This window comes from Actinacidiphila sp. bgisy145 (assembly GCF_057708125.1).
This window is the reverse complement of record NZ_JBYIRL010000044.1, coordinates 49,997-62,856: the sequence shown is the minus strand read 5'-3', so window position 1 is coordinate 62,856 and position 12,860 is coordinate 49,997. Positions and strand designations below refer to the sequence as shown.

The window sequence follows — 12,860 nt, the reverse complement described above, 5'->3', positions numbered from 1 at the left end:
TCCCCCCCCCCCCCCCCCCCCCCCCCCCCCCCCGCGGCGCTCAGTGAGCTGCCCCTACTGTGTGACACTGCTTCAACGAGTGTCAACTGCTACCGTCGGGGCATGGCGACGACGGGTTCGGCAGCGGGCGCGGCAGGCGGCGGGCGGCGGGGTGGGGGCGGTGGGGGCGGGTCCGAGGTGCCGGACGCGGCGAGCGGCGAGAGCGGGCCGGGCTTCCGCTTCGTGGGCGGCCGGGTGTGCCTGGACTTCGTGGCCACCCTCGGCAAGCGTCACACCGACCCGGTCGAGCGGCTGCCCGAGCCCGCCGCGCTGGCCCGCTGGTTCGACGCTGCCGGGCTGCTGCCCACCGGCGCGGCGGCGCCGCAGGTCGGTGCGGCCGGGCTCGCCCAGGCGAGGGTGCTGCGGGAGGCGCTGAACCGCCTGGTGCGCGCGGCGATGGCCGGCCGGCCGTACAGCAGGACGGACATCGCGGTGGTCAACCGGGTCGCGGTGCTGCCGGATCTGGCGCCGCAGCTCGCGGTGGGCGACCAGGCAGCGGAGGCGGGCGGGGCGGAGGTGCGCTGGCAGCACCGCGGGCCGGTCGCGGGGGCGGCGCTGGCGACGGTGGCGCGCGACGGGGTGCTGCTGCTCGGCGGGCCGGTCGCGGGCCGGGTCAAGGAGTGCGGCAACCCGGTGTGCTCGCTGCTGTTCGTGGACGACTCCCAGGCCGGGCGGCGCCGCTGGTGCTCGATGGAGCGCTGCGGCAACCTCGCGAAGGTCGCCGGGTACCGGGCCCGGGCGCGCCGCAGGGACACGGCGCAGGAGGCGGGCGCCGCGCAGGACGCGGAGGGCGGCCCGCCGCGCTGAGCTGCGGCGATCGGCGCGAGGTGCGGAACAAGCCCTTGACAGCGCGAGCCGTTGCTGATTCGTTGGCAGCAAAGCCGGACCGAACGATCGGTCGGTCCGGCGGTGCGGCTCGGCGTGGAGCGCGAGGGAGAGTGGCATGGGCGGGAGCGTCCCGGACGAACTGCTGGACCCTGCGGAGCGGATGGGGCCCGACGAGCTGGCCGCGCTCCAGTTGGGCCGCCTCCAGGCGACCCTGCGGCACGCGTACGAGCACGTGCCCGCCTACCGGGAGAAGTTCGACGCGGCCGGGGTACGGCCCGAGGACTGCCGGAGCCTGGCGGACCTCGCGCACTTCCCGTTCACCACGAAGGCGGACCTGCGGGCGGCGTACCCGTTCGGGATGTTCGCGGTGCCGATGCGGGAGGTGCGGCGGCTGCACGCGTCCAGCGGCACCACGGGGCGGCCGACGGTGGTCGGCTACACCGAGCAGGACCTCGCGGTGTGGGCGGAGGTGGTGGCCCGCTCGATCAGGGCGGCCGGCGGCCGCCCGGGCCACAAGGTCCATGTCGCCTACGGCTACGGGCTGTTCACCGGCGGGCTGGGCGCGCACTACGGCGCCGAGCGGGCCGGCTGCACCGTGATCCCCGCGTCCGGCGGGATGACGGCGCGGCAGGTGCAGATCATCCGGGACTTCCGGCCGGAGATCATCATGATCACCCCCTCCTACATGCTGACGCTGCTGGAGGAGTTCGAGCGGCAGGGCGTCGACCCGCGCGGCACCTCGCTGCGGGTGGGCGTCTTCGGCGCGGAGCCGTGGACGGAGGGGATGCGCGCGGAGATCGAGGAGCGGTTCGGGATCGACGCGGTCGACATCTACGGGCTGTCGGAGGTGATGGGCCCGGGCGTGGCACAGGAGTTCGCCGGGAGCAAGGACGGCCTGCACATCTGGGAGGACCACTTCCTGCCGGAGGTGGTGGACCCGATCACGGACGAGGTGACGGCGCCGGGCGAGGGCGGCGAGCTGGTGTTCACCTCGCTCACCAAGCAGGCGCTGCCGGTGGTCCGCTACCGCACCCGGGACCTGACCCGGCTGCTGCCGGGCACCGCCCGCCCGGCGATGCGGCGGATGGCGAAGGTCACCGGGCGGTGCGACGACATGATCATCCTGCGCGGGGTGAACGTCTTCCCCACCCAGATCGAGGAGATCGTGCTGCGCACCCCGGCGGTCGCGCCGCACTTCCGGATCGAGCTGACCCGGCCCGCGCGGATGGACCGCATGGCGGTCCTGGTCGAGGCGCGCCCCGGCGCGGGCCCCGAGCAGCGGGCGGCCGCGGCGGCGGCGATCGCCCGCGGCGTCAAGGACGGCGTCGGGGTGAGCGTCGAGGTCAGCGTGGTTGACCCGGAGACCCTGGAGCGGTCGGTGGGCAAGATCCAGCGGATCAGGGACCTGCGGGAGCCGCGCGAGGCGCCGTGAGCGCTCCGCCCGCCGCCGCGGACAGGCGGCGCAGCGCGACCTCGGCGAGCAGGGCGGCGCCGTCGGGCAGCACGGCGTCGTCGAAGACCGCGTCGGGCGCGTGGTTGCCCGGGGCGGTGGCCGGGTCGCGGCCGGGCGGGCAGGCGCCGAGGCTCGTCATCACCCCGGGCACCTCGGCGAGCACCCGGCCGATGTCGTCGGACACCAGCGCCGGGCGGGCGGCCCGGGTGAAGCGATCGGCGCCGAACAGGTCGGCCACGGCCCGGCCGACCAGGTCGGCTTCGGCGGAGTCGTTCACCGTGGCCGGGTACCCGGGGACGTACTCCACCTGTGCCTGGAGCCCGTGGGCCGCGGCGATGCCGCGGGCGGCGTGCCCGGCCTCCTCGGCGAGCTGGGCCAGCGCGGTGTCCGACAGCGCCCGCAGGGTCGCTTCGAGGCTGCCCTGCGCCGGGATGATGTTCGGCCGGGTACCGGCGTGCAGGGCGCCGACGGTGAGGACCACCGGGTCGAACGGGTCGAAGCGCCGGGCCGGCAGCGCGCCCAGCGCGGTGACCAGTGCGGCCAGCGCCGGGATCGGGTCGCGGGCGCGGTGCGGCCAGGCCCCGTGCCCGCCGCGCCCGTGCAGGGTGACGGTCAGGGTGCCATTGGCGGCCAGCGCGGGTCCGGCCGCGTTGCTGAAGACGCCCGCCGGCGCCGACGCGCTGGAGTGCAGCGCGTACGCGGCGACCGGGCGGCTGCCGGTGGTCTCCAGCAGGCCCTCGGCGAGCATGAGCCGGGCGCCGTCGTGCCCCTCCTCCCCCGGCTGGAACATCAGCAGGACGTCGCCGGCGAAGTCCTCCCGCCGGGCGGCGAGCAGGTGCGCGGCCCCGACCAGCATCGCGGCGTGCTGGTCGTGGCCGCACACGTGGCGCGGCCCGCCCGGGAACGGCAGCGCGTCCAGGTCGGCCCGCAGCAGCACCGTGGGCCCCGGGCGTACGCCGGAGACCACCGCCACCACCGAGCTGAGCGCGCTGCCCGGGGTGGCCGCCACGCCCGGCACGTCGAGCGCGGCGAGCACCGCCTGCTGGGTGCGGGGCAGGTGCAGCCCGGTCTCCGGGTGCGCGTGCAGCTGCCGCCGCAGCCGGTCGAGGCCGAGCGAACGGGCCTGCGCCACCAGGTCGTTCATCAGGCGCTGCCCCGCAGCGCGGGCAGCACCGTCTCGGCGATGCGGTAGGACTCCTCCAGCAGCGGGTTGCCGGACAGGATGAAGGTGTCCACGCCCAGCTCCTGGAACTCCCGCAGCCGCTCGATGACCTGGGCGGTGGAGCCGACCACGGCGGTGCCGGGGCCCGGCCGGAACAGGCTCATGCCCGGCCACAGGTTGGGGTGCTTCTCCAACTCCCGTGCGTGCTTGGGCACCCGCCCGCCGTGCTGCCGGAACTGCCGGGCCCACCCCTCGCCGTCCTTGCTCTCAGGGTCGCCGAGCATCCGGGTGTACGTCGCCTGGCTGGTGACGTCCAGCAGCCGGTCGGCGGCAGCCCACGCCTGCTCCTCGGTGTCGCGCACGATGAGGTGCAGCCGCAGGCCCAGGCGCAGTTCGCGGCCGTGGTGGGCGGCGCGCTCGCGCACCCGGTCGAGCTTCTCCTTCAGCAGGTGCGGCGGCTCGCCCCAGGTGAGGTAGACGTCGACGTGCTGCGCGGCCATCTCGATGCCGGGCGCGGAGGACCCGCCGAACCACAGCGGGGTGTGCACGCCGCCCTGGAGCGGGGCCAGTTCGCGCAGGGCGGCGCCGGCGTTCGTCAGGTCGTAGAAGCGGCCCTTGTGGTCGAAGACCTCGCCGGCGGTGAGCCGTTTGACGATGTCCCAGTACTCGGCGCTGAGTTCGTACCGCTCGTCGTGCTCCAGGTTCAGGCCCGCCTGGCGCAGGGCCTCGGTGGAGCCGTTGACGACGTTGAAGCGCAGCCGGTCCGGGCCGAAGAGGTGGGCGAAGGTCAGGGCCATCTTGGCGAGCACGGTGGGCGAGATGAGCCCGGGGTGGACCGCGAGCAGCGGCTTGAAGCTCGGCCGGGTCTGGGCGGCGATCGCGCTGGCCAGCGGCCACACGTCGTACAGGTCGGTGGCGAACAGCGCGCCGTCGTAGCCCGACCGGTCGACGGCGACACCGAGTTGCTGGAGGTAGGCCAGGTCGGTGGTGCGGCGGCCGGCCGGCTCCCAGGGGTAGGCGCCTTCGCGCGGGATGATGTACCAGAGGATCTCGGGGCTGGGCACGGTCACTTCTCCGAGGATGCGGCGGGCGTGGCGGCCAGGGCGCGGGCGGCGGCGGCGTCCAGGCCGGGGTGGCGGGCGTCCGCCACGGTGATGGGGCGGGCCAGGAAGCCCGCGGCGGCGAGGATGTCGGCGGCCTCCTGCTGCTCGGCGACAAAGGCGTCCGAGACCGGCTCCAGCCGCCAGGGCAGTGCCGCCAGTGCCTCCCGCCAGTCCGGCGCGCTGCCGCCCTGGTCGGCCGCGGCGATCTCGGCGGCCTCGTCCAGGTGCTCGGCGGCCCAGCTGTCGGCCGCCCGCAGCGCCTGCGCGATGGTCTCGACCAGCTCCGGTCGGGTGTCGGCCAGTTCGCGGCGGGTGAAGAACACCGAGCGGTCGGCGATCAGGTCGCCCGCCTCGGCCAGGGTGCGCAGCCGGCTGTCCCGGCGGGCCGCCGTCAGTTCCGCGCCCTGCGCCACCCACGCGTCGATGCCGCCGTCCAGCAGCCGCGCGTACGAACCGTCGTCCGAGCGCTGGGCGGTGATGTCGGCGCCGTAGGAAAGGCCCTGCAGGGCCAGGGACTTCGCCACGAAGTGGGTCTGCCACGAGCCGATCGCGAGCTGCACGGTGCGGCCCCCGAGGTCCGCGGGCGAGGCGATGTCGCTGTCCGCGCGCACCAGCAGCGCACCGTGCCCGGGGCGCGGCGCGGACACCGCGGCGTACACCAGGTCGTGCCCGTCGGCCTGGGCCGACAGCGGCGGCGTCGACCCGGTCCCGCCGAAGTCGATGGTGCCGTCGGCGAGCGCGCCCGCGGTCGCCAGGCCACCCGCCTGGTGCCACACCACGCTCTCCCCCGCCTCCGCCAGCGCCTCTTCGAGCAGCCCGAGCCGCGACAGGTAGTACAGCGACGGATTGGCCTTGTGGACACCGATGTTGACGGTCATGCGGAACGCTCCTTGGTCACGAGGGAAGTTGAGCCGGTACGTGGTCCGCCGCCCGCCGGACCGTCCGCGGGAGGCGGCTCGGGGGCGGCGGCGGGCGGGGTGGCGGGATGGACCCCGAGGGTGGACAGCAGGCGGGTGCGGAGGGCGGCGAAGCGGGGGTCGGCGCTGTCGCGGGGGTGGTCGAGGGTGATGCGCTCGTCGGAGGCGAGGCGGCCGTCGCGCAGGACGGCCACCCGGTCGGCGAGCCGGATCGCCTCGTCGACGTCGTGGGTGACGAGCAGGACGGCGGGCCGGTGGCGGCGGCAGAGTTCGCCGACGAGCTCGTGCATGCGCAGCCGGGTCAGCGCGTCGAGCGCGGCGAACGGCTCGTCCAGCAGCAGGAGTTCCGGCTCGCGGATCAACGCACGGGCCAGCGCGACCCTTTGGGCCTCGCCGCCGGACAGGGTGGCCGGCCAGGCGTCCTCGTGCCGGTCGAGCCCGACCTCGGCCAGGGCCCGCCGCCCGGTCTCCTTGGTGCGCGCCCCGCGCGGCAGCGCGACCGTGACATTGGCCAGCACCCGCTTGGACGGCACCAGACGCGGCTCCTGGAAGACGACGGTGCGCGACTCGGGGACCAGCACGCTGCCCCCGTCATGGCGGTCGAGCGCGCCGATGATCCGCAGCAGCGTGGTCTTCCCGGTGCCGCTGGCGCCGAGCAGCGCGAGGAACTCGCCCTGCGCGATGTCGAGATCGAGGCCGTCGAGCACGTCGCGGCCGCCGAAGGTACGGCGCAGGCCGCGGATGCGGACGGCGGCGGCGCGGCCGCCGGGCCCGCCGGGTGCCTGGGACGTCTTGGACGTCAGTGGCTCGCTCATCGCGCGGCCCCCTGCGTCCGCCACGGCATGAGCACCCGTTCCAGCAGCCGGGCGCTGCCGTCCGCGACCAGTCCGATCAGCGCGTAGATGAGGATGCAGACCGTGAGGATGTCGGTGCGGCTGTACTCCTGCGCGGTGGACATCAGGTAGCCGATGCCGGCGGTGGAGTTGATCTCCTCGGCGGCGATCAGCGCGATCACGCTGAGCGTCATCGACAGCCGCAGCCCGGACAGCAGCGCGGGCAGCGCCCCGGGCAGCACCACCTCGCGGACCAGCGCCAGCCGGCCCATCCCGAAGCTGCGCATGGCCTCCACGAGTTTGCGGTCGGTGTTGCGCACCCCGCCGGCGGCCGAGACGTACATCGGGAAGCTGGTCGCGACCGCGATCAGCACCACCCGGGCGGTCTCGCCGATGCCGAACCAGACCATGAACAGCGGCACCAGGGACAGGAACGGGATGGTGCGCAGCAACTGCATGGAGGAGTCGAGGAGTTCCTCGCCGAGCCGGGAGAAGCCGGTCAGCACGCCGAGGACGAGTCCGGCCGAGGCGCCGATGAGCAGGCCGAGCCCGGCGCGGGTCAGCGACACCGACAGCGCGTCGCCGAGCTGTCCGCTGGTCCACAGCTCCTTGAACGCGGAGAGCACCTGGCGGGGCGAGGCGAGCAGCGACGGGCTCAGCGTGCCGGAGGCGGACGCCCAGATCCAGACCAGCAGCAGCGCGACCGGGCCGAGCAGCCGCAGGCCCAGGCTGAGCGCGCGCGGCCTGGGCCGTACGGTCTTCGGGCGCGGGGCGACCAGCCCGGGCGCCACCGGGTCGGTGGAGGTGCCGAGGGGGGTGTCGGCGAGCGCGCCGCTCACTTCGCGCTCGCAGTGGTCGTGTCGATGTCGATGACGTACGGCTTGACGTCGAAGACGCCCTTGGTGATCTTCTGTGCGGCGAAGAACTGCGCGACGGTCGCGAAGTGCGCGAGCTGGGTCGCGCCGATCGGCTGGGCGGTGCCGAGCGCCTTGTCGATGGGCAGTTCGACGGCGCGCTGGGCCGGGCTGACGGCTTCGGGGCCCGAGCTGGTCTTGACGTTGAGGTAGGCCGCGGGGTTCTGCTGCTGCTTCAGCCCGGCGTCGTGCAGGTAGGCGTAGAGCGCCTTGACGACCTCGGGGTGCTGGGTGGCGAAGCCGTTGCGGACCGCCCAGACCGCGTAGTTGTCCGAGCCGACCTGGCCGCCGGTGGTCAGGAAGCGGGCGCCGGAGTTGGCGAGGGCGGGGACGGAGTACGTCGCCCAGGTCGACCAGGCGTCCACCTGGCCGGAGTTGAAGACCGGGCCGACCTGGTTGGGCTGGAGGTAGACCCGCTTGACCTTGTCGGCGGGGATGTGGTTCTGCTGGAGCGCCTTGAGCAGCAGGTACTCGCTGGTGCCGCCGTGCCAGACGGCGACCTTCTTGCCGACCAGGTCGCTGACGCTGTTGATGCCGGAGTCCTTCTTCACCAGGATGCCCTCGCCCAGCTCGTCGGGGTCGACGGCGGAGAACAGCTTGAAGCCGGGGGTCTGGGCGAGCGCGGCGATCGCGGAGGTGATGGAGCCCTCGGCGAAGTCCAGCGCGTTGGCGTCGAGTTCCTGCGCGGCGGGGGCGAAGGCGCCCGCGGTGCCGGTCCAGGCCACCTTGGCGTGCACCTTGGCCAGGGCCTTGGCGAGCGAGCCGTCCTTGCGTCCGAGGGCGAGCACTCCGGAGTTGCCGCCGTCGGGGATGCGGACGGTGACGGTCGCGCCGCTGCCGCCGGCGTCCGCGCGGGCCGAACCGGAGGAGGACGAGGAGCAGGCGGCCAGGGACAGCGCGGCGATCAGGGCGGTGAGGGCGAGAGCTGGTTGACGGACGTTCACGGGAAGTCTCCAGGAAGGGGCGTGGCCGCGGGCGGCACGGGTTCAGGGGGTGGCGGGGGCCGGTGCGGCGGCCGTGGCGGAGGTGGCGGCGCCTTGGGCGCGGGCCGCGCGCAGCTCCCGGGCCCGGCGCAGCGGTTCGTGGTCGGCCCAGGCGGCGACGTCGACCGGCTCGGGCAGGAAGCCCTGCGCGGACAGGAACCGCTCCTGCTGGGCGAGCAGCTCCAGCCGCTCCGGGCTCAGGTCGAGCCCGAGGCTGCCCGCGGTGCCCGCGCGGTAGGCGCCGGCCACCCCGTCGGGTCCGGCGCCGGTCTCGGCGCCGAGGATGCGGGCGAGGTCGCCGGGGTGGCCCGCGGCCCACTCGGCGGCGTCGAGCAGCACCGCGAGGAAGCGGGTGACGAGGTCGGGCCGCTCGTCCAGCAGCCGCTGGTGGACGGTGATCGGGCGGGGCGTGCCGTTGTTCACCCGGCTGCGGCGGTCGGGCGCGGCGTCCAGGTCGACGGCGACCTCGGCGCCGTAGCGGCGGGCCGCCTCGACGGCGAGGGCGCCCTTGACGTAGACCGCGTCGACCACGCCGTCCCGCAGCGCCGCAAGCTCCCCCTCCCACTGGCCCTGCCTGACGCCGGGCACGTCGACCAGGCGGACGTCGTCCAGGGTCAGTCCGGCCAGGCCCAGGGCTCCGGCGTGGCCGTGCAGCGCCATGGCCCGCCAGAAGTCGATCGCGATGTCGTGGCGGGGCACGGCCAGCTTCCGGCCGCGCAGCTGCTCGGGGCCGCGCAGGTCGCTGCCGGCGCGCACCAGGATGGACTGCCGCTCCTCGATCCAGGTCAGCGCGATCACCCGGGTCGCCTCGCCGCGTGAACGCGCCCACAGCGCGGGGACGTTGCCGCCTTCGCGGAAGAGCGCGGCGAGTTCGTGGGTGAAGTGGCTGAGCGGCAGCCCGTCGCCGTCCTTGTCCGCGGCGGCGTCGCGCAGCGAGCGTACGGCGATGCCGTCGGGGGCGAACTCGGCCGCCAGGGTGCCCCGGTCGGCGGCGATGCCGGTGGCGGTGGGCACGGGGCAGCGGGTGAACCAGATCTCGTCCGTTGCGGACATGGGGGCTCCAGGCGGGAGTTGGGCGCGGGAGGCGGCGGACCTGGGCACGGCGTGCACGGGCCTGCGGGGTGCTTCGGCGGGGGGTGCGGCGGGGGCGCCGCGGGGGTCTGACGGGGGGCGCGCGGCCGGGCTCGGCCGGGGGCCGGGCGGCCCCGGGGCACCGCAACGCGGGAAGGGGTACGGCAGCCGGGGTCAGCGACAGCTGGCGCCGCGGGACCTGCCGAGGTCCAGGTACAGCCGCGCGCACAGGGTCGGGCGGAAGGCGCTGAGCAGGCCGGACGTACTGGTCACGGGTGGCTCCCTTCCGTCTTGGGTGTGCGGCGTGCGGTCTGCAACGGAGGCTGGCACACCGATGCCGCCGCGGGCAACATTTCCCACGATGTGGGATGCGGTTGTCGGCGAGAGTTCACCGCGGGAGACATGGCGCAATGTTCCGGCAACAGTTGCCAGATGGTGGCAGCCTCCGCATGCTTGGGCCATGACGACGGATGCGCGCCCCAAGGCCGCCGACGCGCCCCCAGGAGCCCAGGCGGTCACCCGCGCGCTGCGGCTGCTGCACTGCTTCCGGGACAACGCGGGCGAGCTGAGCGCCTCCCAACTCGCCCGCCGGATGGACCTGTCGGTGTCCACCGCGCACCGACTGGCCCGCACCCTGGTGGCGGCCGGCTTCCTGGAGCAGGACGCGCACACCGCCCGCTACCGGCTCGGCCCGTCCGTCGCCGAACTGGGCCAACTCTCCCTGCACCAGCGGGGGATGCACCTGGCCGAGCCCGAACTCGACGCGCTGGCACGGGCCACGGGCACCACGGCCGACCTCGCGATCCGCAGCGGCGACCACGCGGTGATCCTGGTGGGCAGTTCGGTGAACCCGACGGCGGGCCTGGGCCTGCGCCGCCCGCTGCACTCCACCGCCCTGGGCAAGGTGCTGTTGGCGTGGGCGCCCCCGGGCGGCCCCGACCTCGCGGCGCTGCCCCCGCTGCGGGCGCACACCGACCGCACCATCACCGAACTGGACACGCTGCGCGCCGAGTTGGACCGGGCGAAAGCGGCCGGCTATGCGCTCAACGACGGCGAGTCGGCGTACGGGGTGCGCACCGCGGCCGTACCGGTGCTGGACGCCGACGGGCACGCGCACGCCGCGCTCGCGGTGCGCTCCACGCCCGACGTGCTCACCGACGCCCGGCTGCCCTGGTTCGTCGCCCGTGCCCGGGCCTGCGCCGCGGCGCTCGAGGTCCTGCTGCTGCCGCCCGCGCAGCGCCGCTCCGCACTGGCCGACTGACCGGTCAGCCCCGAGCGGCGGGCGGGCCGGGCGGACCGGTCAGCTCGACGGCCAGATGATCATCTGGAGCGCCCAGCCCAGCAGCCCGGCGACGAAGAGCACCACCACCGCCATGATCAGGCTGATCGGCAGGGCGCCCCACCCGCGGCTGAGCGCCTCGCGCTCCGGGCCGTCCAGGTCCGAGACCCCCGACTCCGCCGGCGGCGTCTCGCCGGGCCGCGGCCGGGCGTCCCCGGAGATGCTCAGCCCCTCGTCGGCCACGTGCGGGTTGCCGTGGGCAGTGGTGGTCGCCATGTCGCCGCTCCGTCCGGTCGCGCGGGTCCGCGGGAGGGACCCCGGGAAGGTCGTACCCCCAGGCGCGTACCCCGTGAAAGCCGGACAAACCTCACGAAGTCCACCACCGGGCGCCGTACCGCGCGCCCCCGCGAACGGGTACGGCGCCCGCCCCTCCCCCGTGCAGGGGCGGGCGGACGCCGTACCCGTGGCGCCGGCAGCTCGGCAGCTCAGTCGATGTCGACCGGACCGTCGGACGACGACGAGGAGGACGAGGAGGACGCGCCGCGCCCGCCCTTCCCGCCGACCTGCCCGCGCAGCGCCAGCCCGGCGCCGGGCGCCTCGCCGCCCTGCTCGCCGCCGAGGTTCTTGCGGACCGAGTCCAGGATCGTCAGCCCCTGGCTGACCAGCCCCGCCGCGATCTCGCTGAGGCCGTCCGCGCCGTTGAGCACATTGACGTTGGCGCCGGACAGGCCCGCCGACGCCTCCTTGACGATCTGCGGCAGCTGGTCGATGAGCATCCGGTCCAGCGCGACCCGGTCGTGCGACGCCGCCGCGGCGGCCTGGATGCGCATCCGCTCGGCGTCGGCCACGGCCAGCACCCTGATCCGCTCCGCCTCGGCCTCGGCCGGCTTGACGATCTCCGCGACCAGCTGCTGCTGGCGCAGCTCGGCCGCGCGCAGCGCCAGTTCGGTCTGCGCGGCGAGCACCTCCTGCTGGGCGTGTGCCTGGGCGAGCGGCCCCGCCTGGGCGGCCTGGGCCTGCGCCCGGTCCACCTCGGCGTTGTACTCCGCCTGCACGACCGCGGTCTGCCGCGCGTACTCGGCCTGGTTGCGCGCCGCGACCTGCTGGGCCTCCACCGACGCCTGGGTGGCCTGGGCCTGCGCGATCTGCGCCTGCCGCTGGATGGCGGCCTTGTGCGGCGCCGACATCGCGTCGATGTATCCGGTGTCCCCGTCGTCGATCGACTGGATCTGGAGCGAGTCCACCGTCAGCCCGATCTTGGCCATCTCGGACTTGGAGGTCTCCAGCACCTCCGTGGCCAGCTTCTGCCGCTCGGTGACGATCTCCTCGACCGTCATCGAGCCGATGATCGACCGCAGGTGGCCGGCGAAGATCCGGCCGGTCAGGACCGCCATCTGGTCCTGGTCGGACAGGAAGCGCTGCCCGGCGTTGACGATGCTCTCGTGGTCGTTGCCGACCTTGAACGCGATGACCGCCTTGACCGTCAGCGCGATGCCCTGCCGGGTCACGCACTTCTCGGAGACCTCCGCCTCGCACATGGCGAGGGTCAGGAACCGGGTCTTGCGGAACACGGGGAGGACGAACTTGCCGTGGCCGGTCACCACCCGGAAGGGGGCGCCTCCCAACCCCCGCCGGCCGCCCGAGATGAGCATCGCCTCATCGGGCGCGGGTACGCGATATCCCAACATCCATAGTCCCCTTCTGTGCGCGGCCGAACCGGCGCCCCGGGTGCGCACCCGCGCGGCCCACGCGCGGCACGTGCCCCCGTCGCACCCGGCTCAGCCCGCCGGTGCGTCTACTCCGTCGAGCCACTGGATGACATCGACCTGGCGGCTGCCGCGGGATTCCACCACGAGCACGGTCGCCCCCTCGGGCAGGGGTTCGTCCGACCAGGCGAGAAAGGTCTCGGAGCCGCCTCTGACCCGCACCAGGACCTCGCCGGGACCGGCGGGTCCCCGGGTGCCGATCAGCAGTTCCCCCGTGCGGCCGATCACGGCGTCGTCCCGTGCCATCCCCGGCCGCCCCCTTGTCGTCGTGGTGGTGCGAATTCCGACCGTGACCATCCTCCCACCTGGGACCCCCCGGGGATCACCAGCGGTCGCTACGGAATACGCGCGCCGCGCCCGCGCGGTTCCCGCCCGGAGCCGGCAGTTGCCGCCAGCCCGCCGCGGGCGGCTGGAATGATCGGCGGGCCCGGCCGGTTCGGGTGTCTGGCGCACCGGATGCCGCCGGCGCGGTGTGCGCGTGCCGGACGGCACCCGGACGTGCCAGGGTGAGA

At 74.9% G+C, this 12,860-nt stretch carries 13 protein-coding genes; 3 read left to right on the top strand and 10 right to left on the bottom strand.

Annotated elements, in window-relative coordinates; genetic code table 11:
• Positions 1-102 precede the first annotated feature (102 nt).
• Together AC3ERT_RS30750 and paaK are read left to right on the top strand one after the other, a co-directional pair.
• On the top strand, positions 103-846 hold the full coding sequence (locus AC3ERT_RS30750; RefSeq protein WP_435178089.1) for a CGNR zinc finger domain-containing protein: 744 nt from the start codon (positions 103-105) through the stop codon (positions 844-846).
• Positions 847-982: 136 nt separating this feature from the next.
• Positions 983-2,299, top strand: coding sequence for a phenylacetate--CoA ligase PaaK (gene paaK, locus AC3ERT_RS30745; protein ID WP_435178087.1), 1,317 nt, complete (start codon positions 983-985; stop codon positions 2,297-2,299).
• Here paaK and AC3ERT_RS30740 read toward each other — a convergent pair.
• The 7 genes from AC3ERT_RS30740 to AC3ERT_RS30710 are packed head-to-tail and all read right to left on the bottom strand — an operon-like array spanning position 2,265 to position 9,285.
• Positions 2,265-3,464, bottom strand: a complete 1,200-nt coding sequence (locus AC3ERT_RS30740; protein WP_435178085.1) for a M20 metallopeptidase family protein — start codon at positions 3,462-3,464, stop codon at positions 2,265-2,267. The genes paaK and AC3ERT_RS30740 overlap by 35 nt on opposite strands.
• Entirely contained in the window at positions 3,464-4,552 is a 1,089-nt protein-coding gene (locus AC3ERT_RS30735) for an LLM class flavin-dependent oxidoreductase (RefSeq protein ID WP_435178083.1), read from the bottom strand. The genes AC3ERT_RS30740 and AC3ERT_RS30735 overlap by 1 nt, the downstream gene beginning before the upstream one ends.
• On the bottom strand, positions 4,549-5,463 hold the full coding sequence (locus AC3ERT_RS30730; RefSeq protein WP_435178081.1) for an ABC transporter substrate-binding protein: 915 nt from the start codon (positions 5,461-5,463) through the stop codon (positions 4,549-4,551). Before AC3ERT_RS30730 ends, AC3ERT_RS30735 begins: the two co-directional genes overlap by 4 nt.
• Positions 5,460-6,317, bottom strand: coding sequence for an ABC transporter ATP-binding protein (locus AC3ERT_RS30725; protein ID WP_435178079.1), 858 nt, complete (start codon positions 6,315-6,317; stop codon positions 5,460-5,462). The genes AC3ERT_RS30730 and AC3ERT_RS30725 overlap by 4 nt, the downstream gene beginning before the upstream one ends.
• Entirely contained in the window at positions 6,314-7,174 is an 861-nt protein-coding gene (locus tag AC3ERT_RS30720) for an ABC transporter permease (RefSeq protein WP_335972307.1), read from the bottom strand. Before AC3ERT_RS30720 ends, AC3ERT_RS30725 begins: the two co-directional genes overlap by 4 nt.
• Positions 7,171-8,193, bottom strand: a complete 1,023-nt coding sequence (locus AC3ERT_RS30715) for an NrtA/SsuA/CpmA family ABC transporter substrate-binding protein (RefSeq protein WP_435178077.1) — start codon at positions 8,191-8,193, stop codon at positions 7,171-7,173. Before AC3ERT_RS30715 ends, AC3ERT_RS30720 begins: the two co-directional genes overlap by 4 nt.
• 42 nt (positions 8,194-8,235) lie before the next feature.
• Positions 8,236-9,285 (bottom strand): ABC transporter substrate-binding protein, encoded by a 1,050-nt coding sequence (locus AC3ERT_RS30710; RefSeq protein WP_435178075.1) that lies wholly within the window; start codon positions 9,283-9,285, stop codon positions 8,236-8,238.
• A gap of 478 nt (positions 9,286-9,763) precedes the next feature.
• Between AC3ERT_RS30710 and AC3ERT_RS30705 the strand changes: the two genes are divergently transcribed.
• On the top strand, positions 9,764-10,564 hold the full coding sequence (locus AC3ERT_RS30705; RefSeq protein ID WP_435130673.1) for an IclR family transcriptional regulator: 801 nt from the start codon (positions 9,764-9,766) through the stop codon (positions 10,562-10,564).
• 39 nt (positions 10,565-10,603) lie between these two features.
• On the opposite strand, the gene AC3ERT_RS30700 is transcribed toward AC3ERT_RS30705, so the two are convergent.
• From AC3ERT_RS30700 to AC3ERT_RS30690, 3 genes are all read right to left on the bottom strand, one after another.
• Entirely contained in the window at positions 10,604-10,858 is a 255-nt protein-coding gene (locus tag AC3ERT_RS30700) for a DUF6480 family protein (RefSeq protein WP_335972311.1), read from the bottom strand.
• A gap of 209 nt (positions 10,859-11,067) precedes the next feature.
• Positions 11,068-12,270 (bottom strand): SPFH domain-containing protein, encoded by a 1,203-nt coding sequence (locus tag AC3ERT_RS30695; RefSeq protein WP_435130674.1) that lies wholly within the window; start codon positions 12,268-12,270, stop codon positions 11,068-11,070.
• Positions 12,271-12,360: 90 nt separating this feature from the next.
• Positions 12,361-12,594 (bottom strand): NfeD family protein, encoded by a 234-nt coding sequence (locus tag AC3ERT_RS30690; RefSeq protein ID WP_335972313.1) that lies wholly within the window; start codon positions 12,592-12,594, stop codon positions 12,361-12,363.
• Between the last annotated feature and the right edge of the window lie 266 nt (positions 12,595-12,860).

Coding starts and splice junctions, on each gene's coding strand:
- AC3ERT_RS30750 (WP_435178089.1), top strand. CDS start 103: ATGGCGACGACGGGTTCGGCAGCGGGCGCGGCAGGCGGCGGGCGGCGG.
- paaK (WP_435178087.1), top strand. CDS start 983: ATGGGCGGGAGCGTCCCGGACGAACTGCTGGACCCTGCGGAGCGGATG.
- AC3ERT_RS30740 (WP_435178085.1), bottom strand. CDS start 3,464: ATGAACGACCTGGTGGCGCAGGCCCGTTCGCTCGGCCTCGACCGGCTG.
- AC3ERT_RS30730 (WP_435178081.1), bottom strand. CDS start 5,463: ATGACCGTCAACATCGGTGTCCACAAGGCCAATCCGTCGCTGTACTAC.
- AC3ERT_RS30725 (WP_435178079.1), bottom strand. CDS start 6,317: ATGAGCGAGCCACTGACGTCCAAGACGTCCCAGGCACCCGGCGGGCCC.
- AC3ERT_RS30710 (WP_435178075.1), bottom strand. CDS start 9,285: ATGTCCGCAACGGACGAGATCTGGTTCACCCGCTGCCCCGTGCCCACC.
- AC3ERT_RS30705 (WP_435130673.1), top strand. CDS start 9,764: ATGACGACGGATGCGCGCCCCAAGGCCGCCGACGCGCCCCCAGGAGCC.
- AC3ERT_RS30700 (WP_335972311.1), bottom strand. CDS start 10,858: ATGGCGACCACCACTGCCCACGGCAACCCGCACGTGGCCGACGAGGGG.
- AC3ERT_RS30695 (WP_435130674.1), bottom strand. CDS start 12,270: ATGTTGGGATATCGCGTACCCGCGCCCGATGAGGCGATGCTCATCTCG.
- AC3ERT_RS30690 (WP_335972313.1), bottom strand. CDS start 12,594: ATGGCACGGGACGACGCCGTGATCGGCCGCACGGGGGAACTGCTGATC.